Below are 13735 nucleotides of genomic sequence, written 5' to 3' on the forward strand. Positions count from 1 at the left end.
AATGTTCAGCTGTGAACGGGCAAGCTCACCCCAAAAAGTACAAAAAAGCCACCGCAGACTTTGTTGAACCGGCGCCCGGTTCGAGCCAGCCATGGCCTGACCCGGTGAGCTGCGCTGGCGACAGTGTATTCAACAACGAACTCGACGACTGCGTAAGTCAACGCGATGGTCAGCGTCTGCGCGATGATATTGCGATGCGGATCCAGGAAGGGAGGAATGAACGCGGTGAACAGCAGCAGCGCCTTGGGATTGGAAATGGCCGATACCAACCCTTGGCGGAACAGTGACCAATGTCGAAAGCCTTCGATATTTGTCGCGTCAAGACTGACAGGAGGCGACCGCCACAGACCGAAGCCCAACCAGATCAGATAGAGCCCGCCAACGATCTTCAGTGCCGTGAACCAAGTGGCGGACGCCTGGATCAGGGCTCCCAGTCCCAGCGCGCAGAGCGAAAGCACGACTGAAAAGCCGAGCACGCCGCCTGTGATAGTGAATAACGTCTTGCGGGCTCCGTGGATCGCCCCATGGGTAAGCGCCAACAGTGCGTTGGGGCCTGGCGCTACCGCTATCCCGCAACAGGTGAGCAGATAGAGCAGCCACGTTTCAAAGGGCATGATCGGATCCTGATGTGTTGGGTTGCTGTGTTCGCAACAGGAATAGGAGCATAGGCTCTCGCCACTTCATCAGGCGAGAACCTTATGCTCATCGATAGGAAAATCAACACAGCAGTCGTTCGGCTGCGTTCTCTCGGTCCCCTCGATTCCAGCCAGCCGCAACCGATCAACGCCGGAGCAGTATTTTCGATAGAACCGTCAGGCCTTGTACCGCTCAGCCACCGCCGATTGCTTGATTTGCCCTAGCAATCCTTGGCGCGCAGCCTGTAACGCATCCCAGCGAGCACCGTCCTGCAGCGGCGGAATGGTCACCGGTTCGCGGCGATCGAACCCCACCAGCGCGGCGTCGACGAGATCGCTGACTTCCATGATTTCGCTTAGCGTATTGATGTCGATGCCCGCGCGTTCCCAGATTTCGGTCCGGGTGGCTGCCGGCAGCACGGCTTGGACGTAGACGCCTTTAGGCGAGAGCTCGAGGCTGAGCCCCTGGGATAGGAACAGCACGAATGCCTTGGTCGCGCCATAGACCGACATGCCGAATTCCGGCGCCAGGCCGACCACCGAGCCGATGTTGATGATCGCGCCGTCGCCAGCCTTCGCCAGGCGTGGGGCGATGGCGCTGGCGAGGCGGACCAGCGCGGTGGTGTTGAGCGAAACCAGCAGCGCGACGCTGTCGGTGGTCTGTTCGATAAAACTGCCGGATTGGGCCGCGCCTGCATTGTTGATCAGCACGCCAATGCTGTCGTCGTCGCGCAGACGCGCTTCGACTTTGGTCAGGTCGGCGGTTTGGGTCAGGTCGGCCTGAAGCACATCGACGGTGACGTTGTGTTCGTTGCGCAGTTCGGTCGCCAGCGCTTCCAGCCGCACATTGTCGCGAGCCACCAGCACGAGATCGTGGCCGCGCTGGGCGAAGCGCTGGGCATAGACGGCACCGATACCGGTGGAAGCGCCAGTGATGAGGACGGTTTTGCGAGTGGTCATGGTGTCATCTCTTCAGAAAATTGGAGTGCGATCGATTCAGTTTCGAGTGCCGGATTCGGCGAGCGTCGGATAGTCGATATAGCCCTGCGCGCCACCGCCATACAGGGTCGCCGGGTCGAGGGCGGACAAGGGAGCGTTGGTCCTCAGACGCTCCACCAGGTCCGGGTTGGCAATGAACGGGCGGCCAAAGGCGATCAGGTCAGCCTTGTCTTCCAGGAGCTGCGAGGTGGCCAGGTCAAGGTCATAACCGTTGTTGGCGATGTAGGTGTTGTCGAAGCGCTGGCGCAAGCCGCCGAAATCGAAAGGCGCCACATCGCGCGGGCCGGCGGTGGCGCCTTCAACGACGTGGAGGTAAGCGATATTCAAAGTGTTGAGCTGATCGACGATGTAGTCGAACTGCGCCTGTGGTGCGCTGCTGGACACGCCATTGGCCGGCGACACCGGCGAGATGCGCAGGCCCGTGCGCCCGGCCCCGATCTCGTTGACCACCGCTGCGGTGACTTCCAGCAACAGGCGGGCGCGATTTTCAATCGAGCCGCCGTAGGCATCGGTGCGGACGTTTGCGCCGTCCTTGATGAACTGATCGAGCAGATAGCCGTTCGCGCCGTGGATCTCCACGCCGTCGAAGCCTGCGGCAACGGCGTTGGCGGCCGCTTGGCGAAAATCCTCGACGATGCCCGGCAACTCGCTGATATCGAGCGCGCGCGGTTCGGAGACGTCTTCGAAACTATTGTTGACGAACACCTTGGTGGCGGGGCGAAGCGCGGAGGGCGCTACCGGAGCGGCACCGTTTTGCTGCAGGGCCACGTGGGAAACGCGTCCGACGTGCCACAATTGCAGGAAAATCCGTCCGCCTTTGGCATGAACCGCATCGGTCACTTTGCGCCAGCCATCGATCTGCGCCTGCGTGTAGATTCCCGGGGTGTCCTGATAGCCCTGTCCCTGTTGTGAGATCTGCGTAGCCTCGGAAATCAGCAAGCCCGCCGAGGCTCTCTGGCTGTAGTAGGTCGCCGCGAATTCACTGGGAACGAAGCCTTTCCCTGCTCGGTTGCGGGTCAGTGGCGCCAGCACGACTCTGTTGGCTAGGGTGAGAGAGCCCAACTTGTGGGGGGTAAACAGAATCTGCTCGGTCATGGTGTCGTGTTTCCGTGGCAATGGGAGGGCTGCGGGGTGGTGTGTTTTTATGATGATGACCGAAATCTAAACTGTCAACGAATTTGATTATGGTCGCCATCTATGTATGATGCGAAGCATGATTCGAGCGGCACGAGGTGATGAAAAATGAGAGTGACAAAGGCCCAGGCACAGGCAAACCGAGAACATATCGTCGAGACGGCGTCTGTCCTGTTTCGTGAACGGGGCTTTGACGGCATCGGCGTGGCGGACCTGATGGCCGCCGCCGGCTTCACCCATGGTGGTTTCTACAAGCACTTCGGCTCGAAAGCCGACCTGATGGCCGAAGCCGCCGCGGACAGTCTTTCGCGTTCATTGACCAGCGCCAGCCACTTGGATGTCGCTGGGTTCTTCGCCATGTATGTCTCGCGGGAGCACCGCGATGCGCGGGGCAATGGCTGCACGATGGCCGCCTTATGCGGCGACGCGGCGCGTCAGTCCGATGAGGTGAAGGCCACGTTTGCCAACGGTGTGGAAGGCACGCTGGCTGCGCTTATGGAAAAATTCGAGGCGACAGGAGAAGGGGACCGGGCAACGATGATCAACCTGTTCGCCCATGCAGTCGGTGCGGTGATGCTGTCGCGGGCCTGTCCGGATGATGCTCCGTTGGCGGACGAGATACTGCAGGTCTGCCGTGATCGGATCCTGGCGTCCCTGCCGGCGTCCGAACCCGTGTAAAGCGCGGCGGTAGCGCAATACGCTACCGCCCGCCGGATCAGAAAATGAACTTGAACAAGGCAATGACCACGATCAGGCCAATCAGGAAAATGATCCCAACGGTACCACCAAGAAATTTCAACATAGGAACGCTCTCATCGGATGGGCTTAGTTTTCTAGACCCCCGGCGAGCGCGCGCGGTTCGTTAAATTTTCGCAATGAATCGTCGGTTTGATGGGCACGGACCGCTCAGTGAACCGCCAGAGACCTCGGGACGGAAACCTGTTCGAATTTCGAAACGGTCTTGATCCAGTAGCGCCGGTATTCGGTCTTGTCCGGTGCCAGCGGTTTATGGCTCGACCAGGGATGCTCCGTCTTCAGGCTGGCTCGATAAGCCTCCCACTCCTTCTGCTCGGCCGCTTCCCGGGCCTTGTTTCGGTCATCGAACCAACCCAGGACGTATGCATCGCTCTGGTCTGTCCCGCTCGCTATCAGCAGATATATGTCTGTCATCACCGGTTCCCGCCGTCATCCTGCTTACCCAGTTAATGGGCTCTTGTCATGGGTATCGGCCGCCGGTCCTGGTTTTTTAAGGCAATTGATAAAAGGAGGGGGCGACGCGCCTCTGCTCAGACATCCGCCGTTTGCGCCAGATGCCTCATCAACCATTCGCGGAAACACCTGACGCTCGGCCGGTCAGGCGCCCGGCCCAAGGGCTCCAGGAGAAAGAACTGTGCGTCGGTGCGCAGGAGGGCCTGGGTCGGTCGGACCAGACTGCCCGTCTGCAAGTGATCGCCGAGCAAGCGCGACCAGGCCAGGGCGACACCCTGGCCGGCCAGCGCCGACTGGATCAACATCGAGTAGCTGTTGATGTTGATGCGTCGGCGAGGTTCCGGGGCCTCGCGCCCCAGGCGTCGGAACCATTCCTTCCAGCCGATCCAGTCCCGATGCTGGTCCTCGAGCCATAACCAGGTGCATGCGCCCAGTTGCTCCAACTCGGCTGCCTCAGGACGTTGCGCCAGGTAGGCGGGGCTGCATACCGGGAATATTTCTTCGTTGAACAGTGCCGTGACTTTCATGTTCCTGGGCGGCGTGCTGCAGTAATACAGCGCCAGGTCGCAATCGAGCCGGGAAAAATCCTCGACTTGATCGGTTGCGATGATGCGCAAATCGATTTCTTCATGCTGGCGCTGGAACTCGGAAACGAGCGGCAGCAACCACAGCGATGCCATCGCCGTGCTGGTGACCACCGTGACTTGCTGCGCGCCTTGCCAATGACGCACGCCCGCCGTGGCGCGGGCGATCTGTTGCAGCGTATCGCGAATATTGTCGTAGTACTGGCTGCCCGTCGCGGTGAGGTTGATTTCACGAGTCGTGCGGACAAACAGCGCCGTGCCCAGATAATCCTCGAGCAGGCGTATCTGTCGGCTGACAGCACCCTGGGTGACATTCAGTTCGCGAGCCGCCACGGTGAAACTCAAGTGGCGGGCGGCGGCTTCGAACGCTACCAGGCTGTTAAGCGGCGGCAACGGTTGCAATTTCATGGGACGGGTCACTGCCTTGTTGGATTCAAGCGCAGGGAGATTGTGCAGAAGCCTGCGCGCAGTGACTACCTGATCCGGTGCAACGGCTAAAGATCGAGAACCAGATTGGAGGTGGGTTTGCTGCAACACAGCAAACGCAGGCCTTTGTCGATTTCCCGCTGCCGGATGCCGCCGTTGTGATTCATCTCTACCGAGCCTTCCAGCAGGGCGGTCTTGCAGGTGCCGCAAACGCCTTGGCTGCAGGACGACGGCACGATCGCACCGGCTTTTTTCGCTGCGCCCAGCACGGTCTGGTTGCCGGACATGCTGAAGGTCTTGCCCGAACGTGCCAGGGTGACCGTGAACACGCTCTGCTGATCCAGTGGAGCGGCTTGCTCGATCAACGGTTCTTCATTCAAGACCGCAATGTCGAAGCTTTCCTGATGGTAGTGGTTGAAGTCGAACGCCGCTTCCCTGAGCAATGCCTTGACCGCTTCCATGTAGCCCTGGGGACCACAGGTGAAAATTTCCCGCTCCTTGAAGTCCGGCACCTGTTGGTTCAACAAGGGCAAATCGAGTCGACCAATAGGCTGCTGCCAGTGGCCTGCGTCGCCGAGCCCCTCACAAATACCGAGCACCCGCAACCCCGGCATATCGGCCTGCATGCGAATCAGTTCGTCATGAAAAATGATGTCCGCCGGCGTACGAGCACTGTGAAAGAAAACGATGTCGAGGCTGGCGGCCAAATCGCAGGCAGCGCGGGTCATCGACATCAACGGCGTCACGCCGGAACCGGCAGAGAGGTACAGCAGTTTTACCGCCGGATGGCCTACCGGAGTGAAGCTGCCCGCTGGCCCGGAGGCCTTGAGGTTGTCCCCGGGCTTGAGATGGTCATGCAGCCAGTTCGACACCGCGCCTCCTGGCACGCGCTTGACGGTGATGGAAAAGGCAAACGGGCGAGTGGGTGATGACGACAGGGTGTAGCATCGCGCAACGGTCTGCCCGCCGATGACCGGCGACAGCGTGATGAATTGACCCGGCTCGAAGCTCAACGCACTGAAATCCGCGCACTGGAAAACGAAGGTCTTTACGTCATGGGTTTCCTGGCGCACGGCGCAGCATTGCAAGGTCTTCTGCTCGCCGCTGTGCCATTGCGAGCCAAACGCTCCCCACGTCGTCGGGTCGTTAAAACGGTTGGGGCGCGTCAGCTTTTCATAAGTCGTCATGTTCATCCCTCACACGCCATGGGCGGCCAGGCGCGCCGCGTACCAGCGCGAGAACTGGTCGACATAGGTTTCGGTAAACGCCGAGAACGGTCCGGGTGTGTAGGCTGGATCCTGGGTGCCGCTATGGGTGATGCCGACGAGGCTGGCGTCCTGGAGGTTGGTCGCCGCCCAGACTTCGGTCAGTTTTTCCAGCGAGTAGTCCACGCCTTCGACGGCGTCGGCGTGCACCAGCCACTTGGTGCGCACCAGGGTTTTATCGGGCGCCAGCGGGATGATGTAGGAGACGACGGCATGGTCGCTCATGATGTGGGTCCAGGAGTTGTGGGTCCAAAGGTGCAAGTCGCCGAGGTCGCGCCGTATAAGGTCACCAAACAGCTTGGTGCAGGCCACGCGTGTATCCAGCGTCTGGGATTCGCCGTTGCCCGCGATGGCCAATCGTTGGGTGCGAAACTGGGTGGCCGCTTCTTCGCCCAGGTGCTCGACGGCCTCGCAGAGATAACCTTCGCTTTCCCAATCTTGCTTGGTATTGGCGTTGCGCTGGTGGTAATCCTGCAACGCCTGGAGCGAGTCCTCGCCAAGCCCATCGGTACAGAAGCCGAAATCTTCCGGCAGAAATGACGCCGTCAATTCGGGATGGGTGGCGGCGCAGTGGTAACACTCGCGATTGTTCTCGATCACCAGTTTCCAATTGCCGTTCTCGATGATCTCCGACTCGTAGGCGATCTTGGAGCGGGTGAGGTCGTATTGAGCGAAGCGCGGCGTCATGACCTGGTCCAGGTACAGGATGTCCTCTGGCGGTTCGTCACCCAGGCAGACGAAAACGTGGGCACCGACCACGCGCGTATGGACTGGAATCAGGCTCTTGCACCCCGGGTCGAAATCCTTGCCCATGTGCGCGGCATGCTTGAGGCTGCCATCGAGGTCGTACGTCCACTGGTGATAAGGGCAGACCAGCATGCCCACTGTCGATTTGCCGGCCTGTTTCAGGCGTGCCCCCCGGTGGCGACAGACGTTACGGAAGGCCTGCACATGCTCGTCGTCATCGCGCACCAGGATGATGGAGGATTTGCCGATGTCGATCGTGGAGACGTCGCCGGGTTCGGCCACGTCGCTGGTGACGCCTACCAGAATCCAGTGTCGGGTAAAGAAGACATCGACGTCGGTCTCAAAAATATCCTGGCGACCGAACAAGCCGCCGGGCATGCCATGGCCGGGGGCGCGATCGGCCAGCAGTTCACGATGGGTTTTCAAGGTTGGGGTCATCGTCGATCTCACTCAAGGCAAATGATCGGTGCAGGCGGACAAGAAACCGATGTTCTCGCGTACAGTCAGCCGGGCATCAGGGCGAACTTCTGAAGACCATGGTGATGCGCTCACCCAACGGAAATTTTCTTGTGCCATCCACAGGGAGTCGGGCTCGTTGTTGTTTTGGTTTGCCTGGAGCCGATACTCGTCCGGGCGTGCTGCACTGACAAACCATTTAAAATCAGCGACTCATGATTTTTTCTCATCAATTCGCCCGCGGCTTCAGGGGGCGGCGGAGGTGAGTCAAGCAAATGTACTCAGGTGTACATTCGGCGGGCATCCGAGTACATTCGCGTTACGTATGTTCAATAAGGTGGATGCAAGATGCCCCAGGTCGGGAAGGCGCGTGGCAAGGCCCAGGACGCAGGTTGGCGAGGGTCGCTCGAAGGGTGGCTGGAAGCGGCCTACGAGGCCTTGAAGGAGTCCGGCATCGATGCGGTCCGTGTCATGCCGTTGGCCAAGCGCCTGGGGTTGTCGCGTACCAGTTTCTATTGGTTCTTCGAGGACCGCGAACAGCTGCTGGCGGCGTTGCTGTCGCGCTGGCGCGAGACCAACACCGGTGGCCTGATCCGTCAAAGCGAAAGCTACGCCGAGAGCATCTCCGAGGCGATCCTGAATGTCTTCGAGTGCTGGCTCAATCCACAGTTGTTTGACTCGCAGTTTGAATTCGCGGTGCGCAGTTGGGCACTCCAATCCGCTGAAGTGGCCCAGGAAGTGGCCGTTGTCGACGAGCAGCGAATGGGCGCCCTGGCGAGCATGTTCAAGCGCTTCGGCTACGACAGCCAAGGGGCCGACGCACGAGCGCGAACGATCTACCTGACCCAGATCGGCTACATCACCATGAACACCAGCGAGTTGATCACCGTGCGTTTCCAGCGCATCCCGCATTACGTGAGCATTTTCACCGGCAAGGTCCCCAAGCAGCGCGAGCTGGACCGTTTCTATGGCAAATTCGGTTATGCCGAAAAAGAGCCTGGGGTCTTTGTGCCCCTGGTGGAAACCTTTGAAGAGACCGCTGGAAAATGACCGAGCCGACGCTGGGCATCATTGGCGGTACGGGCTGGCTGGGCGGGGCGATTGCCAAGGCCGTGTTGGCGAAGAACCTGCTGCCCGCGAGTAACCTGGTCGTTTCCAATCGCTCCGGTGCTCATCCGTTGGCGCAGCAAGGCGCCTGCCTGGTCGCCGATAACCAGGCACTGGTGGACCGCAGCGACATTGTCATTATCGCGGTACGACCCGAACAATTCGCCGGCCTGACCCTCAACGCGATGGGCAAGACGGTCATCTCACTGATGGCCGGCATCACTGCGCAGGCTATTGTCGCGCAGACCTCGGCTTCAAGCGTCGTACGGGCGATGCCCAATGCGGCGGTGGAAATCGGGCAATCCTTTACGCCGTGGTATTGCGCTGGCGTTGTGGGGCCGGCGACGAAGAGCCTCGTCCAGCGCTTGTTCGAATGCGTCGGCACAGCTGCCGAGGTCTCACAGGAAGATTTCATTGATTACCTGTCCGCGCTGTCGGGCACCGGTCCGGCCTTTCCTGCCTTGTTGATGACAGCATTGGCGAATCAGGCGATGGCAGCCGGCATTCCTGCGGAAATTGCACAGCTAGCCGCAAAGAATGTCGTGGTCAACAGCAGCCAATTGCTCGCCAGCCATGATGCCCAACAGATGATCGATGCCCTGGTCGCCTATCGCGGCGTGACGGCCGCCGCCTTGCAGTCGATGACCCAAGGGCATTTCGAGGCGCAGGTGGGAAGGGCGTTGCAAGCCGGCGCCGCCGTGGCGCGCAAAGGGCTCCAAGCCTGATTTGCAGGAGCGGGCTTGCTCGCGAATTCGTCAGCCAATTCAACATCCCTGTGGCTAAACCACCACTTTCGCGAGCAGGCTCTTCTTCAGATGTCCTTGAGCAGCCGCAACGCATCGTAGATCGCGGCATGGGTATTACGCGCCGACACCGCGTCGCCGATGCGGAACAGTTGGAAGCGGCCCTCCGGGTTGGTCACGATGTTCTGGGTTTTCCCGGCAATCAGATCGTGTTGTTCGACCGCGCCGTTGTTGCTCGAATGCGGGCGCAACTCGAAGTACAGATCATCCAGGGGCAGGGTGCCGTGGTTGACCACCACCTGGTCGACCACGCGCTGCTTGTGCACCTGGCCGTAATCGCTGCCGAAGCTGGCAACCAGCTGCCCGTCGCGTTTTTCCACGGCGTCGACCCGATACGTGACGGTGAAGGTGACATTGAGGTCTTGCAGGCTGCGCATGTACGGCACCAGGTTCATCGCCATCACCTCCGGTGCGAACGACCGGTCGGGCGTGACGATCTCCAGTTTCGCGCCGCTGTTGGCGATGACCTCGGCCGCCTGTAGCGCCGCGTGATCGCCGGCGTCGTCAAAAATCAACACGTTCTGGCCGGGCTTGATGTCGCCGGAAATGATGTCCCAGGTCGACACCACCAGCTCATTGCCTTGCTTGAGCACCTCGGTATGGGGCAAGCCGCCCGTGGCGACGATCACCACGTCTGGTTGTTCGGCCAAGACCGTCTCGGCTTCGGCCCAGGTGTTGAAGCGAAATTTCACGCCCAGCCGTTCGCATTGCGCCATGCGCCAATCGATGATGCTGATCATCTCGCGTCGACGTTCGCTCTGCGCGGTCAGGCGGATCTGCCCACCTGGCTGGTCGGCCACTTCGAACACCGTGACGTCGTGGCCGCGCTCGCCAGCCACCCGTGCTGCCTCCAGGCCCGCCGGGCCGGTGCCAATCACGACCACCTTGCGCTTGACCGGCGCCTTGGGGATTTCGTGGGGCATGGTGGTTTCGCGCCCGGTGGCGGCGTTGTGGATGCAATACGCGGCGCCGCCCTGATAGATGCGATCCAGGCAGTAGTTGGCGCCGACGCAGGGGCGAATGTCCTCTTCGCGTTTTTCGATGATCTTGCGCACGATGTGCGGGTCGGTCATGTGGGCGCGGGTCATGCCGATCATGTCCACCTTGCCCGAGGCGATGGCGTGTCGTGCCGTGGCGACATCCGGGATCTTGGCCGCGTGAAACGTCGGAAAACCGGTGGCTGAGCGAATCTCGCCGGCAAAATCCAGGTGCGGCGAGTTGCGCATGCCCTGGATCGGAATCACGTCGGTGAGGCCGGCATCGGTATCGATGTGCCCGCGCACCACGTTGAGGAAATCCACCAGGCCGCTGTCCTTGAGCATGTGGGAAATCTGCAGACCATCGCTGGCACCGAAGCCCCCTGGCAAGTCTTCGTCGCCGGTGTAGCGCACCCCCAGCAGGAAATCCTCGCCGCAACGCTGGCGGATACCGCGCAGCACATCGAAAGTGAAGCGCATGCGGTTTTCCAGCGAGCCGCCGTAGGGCCCGTCGAGATCGTTGGTCAGCGGCGACCAGAACTGGTCCATGAGGTGCCCGTAGGCCTGCAGCTCCAAGCCATCCAGGCCGGCGGCCTTCATGCGTTCGGCGGCGTCCACGTAATCCTTGATGATCCGGTCGATGTCCCAGTCTTCCAGTTTCTTCGGGAAGGCCCGGTGGGACGCCTCGCGGCGATGGGACGGCGAGACGACCGGCAGCCAGTCAGCCTTGTCCCAACGCGTGCGCCTGCCCAGGTGGGTCAGTTGGATCATCACCGCCGCGCCGTGCTCGTGGCACTCGTCGGTCAGGTCCTTCATCCATTTGACCACTTCGTCCTTGTACGCCAGCACGTTGTTGAACACGGGCGGGCTGTCCCGGGAAACGGCAGCGGAGCCAGCGGTCATGGTCAGCGCCACACCGGCCTTCGCCCGCTCGACGTGATAGGCGCGGTACAAGTCCTTCGGCATGCCGTCTACCGGATACGCGGGTTCATGAGACGTGGTCATGATCCGATTCTTGAGCGTCAGATGCTTGATTTTGTAGGGCTGCAGCAGAGGATCGCTGGACATGGTGTTGCTCCGGGAACAGAACATCAGGCGGGTTTTGACATAACGGTATGTTTAATGTTCATGTGTGTCAACGAGTGGGACACAGGTGTACATTTTTCTTGCTTGATGGAAAATCCAGGATTACCATCCAGTCGAAACGGGGGTGATCCGGCTCCTGCGACCGGCCATCCCGCCTCGATCCACGTGCAAGGGGCCGTGCGAAGAACCTGAAAGTGCTCGTTGCGGTTAAGCGCGCCATCGACCCGAATGTAAAAGTCCGGGTGAAAGCCGCCGGTCATTGCGGTTGGAAACGCCAGAGGGCGGAGGAGGGCAGAAAAACGTTAATCCCCGTGATTTTCATAACTAGAACTTACCGATGGCCGCCTGCGGTCATGATGGGAAATGAATGCTTCTGCTGTTCTGCCAATAACTACTCATACAGTCTGCGGAGATGCACATGATGACGTTATCCAGTAAAACTTTTATCGGCTGGTTTGCAGGCCTCGCATTAGCCTGCAGCAGTCTGATCGCTCAAGCCGAGGACCCCGCGCCGATCCGTATCGGCTGGGTGAACTGGTCGGACACGGAAATCGCGGTAAAGCTGGCGAACACCGCGTTGCAAGATCACCTCAAGCAACCGGTCAAGTTGGTGCTGGCCGACATCGGCATCCAGTTCCAGGCGCTGGCTAACGGCAATATCGATCTGATTCCGATGGTGTGGCTGCCCAGCACCCACAAGTCGTTCTATGACAAGTACAAGGACAAACTCGAAGATCTGGGCGTGCTGTATGAAGGTCGAATCGGCATGGCGGTGCCCACTTCCATTCCCACCAGCGAGATTGCCAGTGTCGAAGACCTCAACAAGCCCGAAGTCCGGGAGAAACTTGGCGGCAAGATCCTCACCTCGGAAGTAGGCAACGGTCAGTACAAACTGACCGAGAAAGCCATCAAGGAATACAAGCTCGATGGCTACAAGATGGTGGCTTCGTCAGAGTCCGGAATGCTGAGCGAACTTGATCGCAACCTCAAGCGCGACAAATGGTCGTTGGTCAACGCCTGGAGCCCGCACTGGATGTTCGCCAAATGGCCGTTGCGCTATCTGGATGATCCCAAGCAGATCTTTGGTGGCGCCGAGCAGATTCACGCCGTCGCACGCAAAGGCTTCAGTGCCGAGCATCCGGACGTGGCTCGCTTCTTTGCCAACTTCAAGATTCCGAAAGCGGACCTTGAGAAGTTGATGGCGGATGCCCGCGAAAGCTCGGCGGACAAGGTGGTTGCCGAGTATTACGCGGCGAACAAGCCTCGCTTCGAAGCGATGTTTGGCAGCCAGGCGACTTCGTTGACAGCCGGCCAGTAATGAGCGTCGCCTTGACATAGACGGCTCATGGCCGGTGCTCTCTCCATGGAGAGGGGATGTGCAGCAAACCTACAGCCATGGGGGAGCGAGCGTGCTCGCTCCCCATTTGTGCTTCCGCTGGCATAAAGTCAATTAGAACTTGAAGCGTCCTACCAGCCCCTTGAGTTGCCCGGAAATATCCGTCAACCGCCCTGAACCGGTCTGCGCCGTATGGGCAAACTCCTCGACCAGCTGCGCATCGGAGTGAATCTGCGCGATGTGCCGGTTGATGTCCTCGGCCACTTGGTGCTGTTGCTCCGCGGCGGTGGCGATCTGGGTGTTCTGGTCGCGAATAGAATCCACCGAGGTGCGGATCTTGTCGAAACTGTCGCGGGCCTGCTGGATGCGCTCGACGCTGGTTTGCGACACGTGCAGGCTGTTCTGCATCTGCTGCGTCACTTCCTGGGTGCGCCGGGCGAGGTTGCCAAGCAGGCTGTCGATCTCGCCGGTGGAGTCGGCGGTGCGCCGCGCCAGGGCGCGCACTTCGTCGGCCACCACGGCAAAGCCACGGCCCTGGTCGCCGGCACGGGCCGCTTCGATGGCCGCGTTGAGGGCCAGCAGGTTGGTCTGTTCGGCGATCGAGCGAATGGTGTCCAGGATCGTGTTGATGTTCTTGCTGTCCTGTTCCAGCGCCTGCATGGTCTGGGTCGACTGCTGCAATTCTTCACTGAGCTTCAAGACGCTGCCCGTGGCTTCGCCGATGTGGTGCTGGCCGTCGTGTACATCACGATAACCGGTGTCCGCGCTGACGGCGGCCTGGCTGCACGAGCGGGCCACTTCGTTGGCGGTGGCGACCATTTCGTTGAAGGCGGTGCTCACCAGTTCCACGGCCTGGCGCTGGCGCCCGGCAGCTTCGTTCATATTCTGTGCGACGTCGCTGGTGTCCGCCGCTGCCGATTGCAGGTCGGAAGAGGCGCTGCCGATGCGCTGTACCAGTTGCGCGATCATGC

13 protein-coding genes are annotated in these 13735 nt (G+C 60.4%); 4 read left to right on the forward strand and 9 right to left on the reverse strand.

The window, feature by feature from the left end:
• Positions 1 to 5: 5 nt before the first annotated feature.
• From J3P79_RS09895 to J3P79_RS09905, 3 genes are all read right to left on the reverse strand, one after another.
• Positions 6 to 614, reverse strand: a complete 609-nt coding sequence (locus tag J3P79_RS09895; protein WP_434610056.1) for a LysE family translocator — start codon at positions 612 to 614, stop codon at positions 6 to 8.
• 198 nt (positions 615 to 812) lie between these two features.
• Complete coding sequence (locus J3P79_RS09900; protein WP_434610058.1) at positions 813 to 1595, reverse strand: SDR family NAD(P)-dependent oxidoreductase; 783 nt, start codon at positions 1593 to 1595, stop codon at positions 813 to 815.
• A 36-nt stretch (positions 1596 to 1631) separates the two neighbouring features.
• Positions 1632 to 2729: an alkene reductase gene (locus tag J3P79_RS09905; protein ID WP_434610061.1), complete on the reverse strand. Its 1098-nt coding sequence runs from the start codon at positions 2727 to 2729 to the stop codon at positions 1632 to 1634.
• 147 nt (positions 2730 to 2876) lie between these two features.
• Between J3P79_RS09905 and J3P79_RS09910 the strand changes: the two genes are divergently transcribed.
• Positions 2877 to 3446, forward strand: a complete 570-nt coding sequence (locus J3P79_RS09910) for a TetR/AcrR family transcriptional regulator (protein WP_434610063.1) — start codon at positions 2877 to 2879, stop codon at positions 3444 to 3446.
• 228 nt (positions 3447 to 3674) lie between these two features.
• Here J3P79_RS09910 and J3P79_RS09915 read toward each other — a convergent pair whose 3' ends face one another.
• From J3P79_RS09915 to J3P79_RS09930, 4 genes are all read right to left on the reverse strand, one after another.
• Positions 3675 to 3938: a hypothetical protein gene (locus tag J3P79_RS09915; protein WP_434610064.1), complete on the reverse strand. Its 264-nt coding sequence runs from the start codon at positions 3936 to 3938 to the stop codon at positions 3675 to 3677.
• A gap of 116 nt (positions 3939 to 4054) precedes the next feature.
• Positions 4055 to 4969, reverse strand: a complete 915-nt coding sequence (locus J3P79_RS09920; protein WP_434610065.1) for a LysR substrate-binding domain-containing protein — start codon at positions 4967 to 4969, stop codon at positions 4055 to 4057.
• Positions 4970 to 5055: 86 nt separating this feature from the next.
• Positions 5056 to 6174: an FAD-binding oxidoreductase gene (locus tag J3P79_RS09925; RefSeq protein ID WP_434610067.1), complete on the reverse strand. Its 1119-nt coding sequence runs from the start codon at positions 6172 to 6174 to the stop codon at positions 5056 to 5058.
• A 9-nt stretch (positions 6175 to 6183) separates the two neighbouring features.
• Entirely contained in the window at positions 6184 to 7437 is a 1254-nt protein-coding gene (locus J3P79_RS09930) for an aromatic ring-hydroxylating oxygenase subunit alpha (protein ID WP_434610070.1), read from the reverse strand.
• A gap of 366 nt (positions 7438 to 7803) precedes the next feature.
• Here J3P79_RS09930 and J3P79_RS09935 point away from each other — a divergent pair, with 366 nt between their 5' ends.
• Positions 7804 to 8505 carry a TetR/AcrR family transcriptional regulator gene (locus J3P79_RS09935; protein WP_434610072.1) on the forward strand — a complete coding sequence of 234 codons (702 nt, stop codon included), beginning with the start codon at positions 7804 to 7806 and terminating at the stop codon, positions 8503 to 8505.
• Positions 8502 to 9287, forward strand: a complete 786-nt coding sequence (locus J3P79_RS09940) for a pyrroline-5-carboxylate reductase family protein (protein ID WP_434610075.1) — start codon at positions 8502 to 8504, stop codon at positions 9285 to 9287. Before J3P79_RS09935 ends, J3P79_RS09940 begins: the two co-directional genes overlap by 4 nt.
• 86 nt (positions 9288 to 9373) lie before the next feature.
• Here the strand turns inward: J3P79_RS09940 and J3P79_RS09945 are convergent, their stop codons facing one another.
• Positions 9374 to 11410, reverse strand: coding sequence for an FAD-dependent oxidoreductase (locus tag J3P79_RS09945; RefSeq protein ID WP_434610077.1), 2037 nt, complete (start codon positions 11408 to 11410; stop codon positions 9374 to 9376).
• Positions 11411 to 11846: 436 nt separating this feature from the next.
• Here J3P79_RS09945 and J3P79_RS09950 point away from each other — a divergent pair, with 436 nt between their 5' ends.
• Complete coding sequence (locus J3P79_RS09950; protein ID WP_434610079.1) at positions 11847 to 12746, forward strand: glycine betaine ABC transporter substrate-binding protein; 900 nt, start codon at positions 11847 to 11849, stop codon at positions 12744 to 12746.
• Positions 12747 to 12878: 132 nt separating this feature from the next.
• Here J3P79_RS09950 and J3P79_RS09955 read toward each other — a convergent pair whose 3' ends face one another.
• A complete protein-coding gene (locus tag J3P79_RS09955) occupies positions 12879 to 13733 on the reverse strand; it encodes a methyl-accepting chemotaxis protein (protein ID WP_434611419.1) in 855 nt (284 codons plus the stop codon).
• Positions 13734 to 13735 lie beyond the last annotated feature (2 nt).

The organism is Pseudomonas sp. R1-7, from assembly GCF_051132105.1.
In the GTDB taxonomy this organism is placed as follows: Bacteria; Pseudomonadota; Gammaproteobacteria; order Pseudomonadales; family Pseudomonadaceae; genus Aquipseudomonas.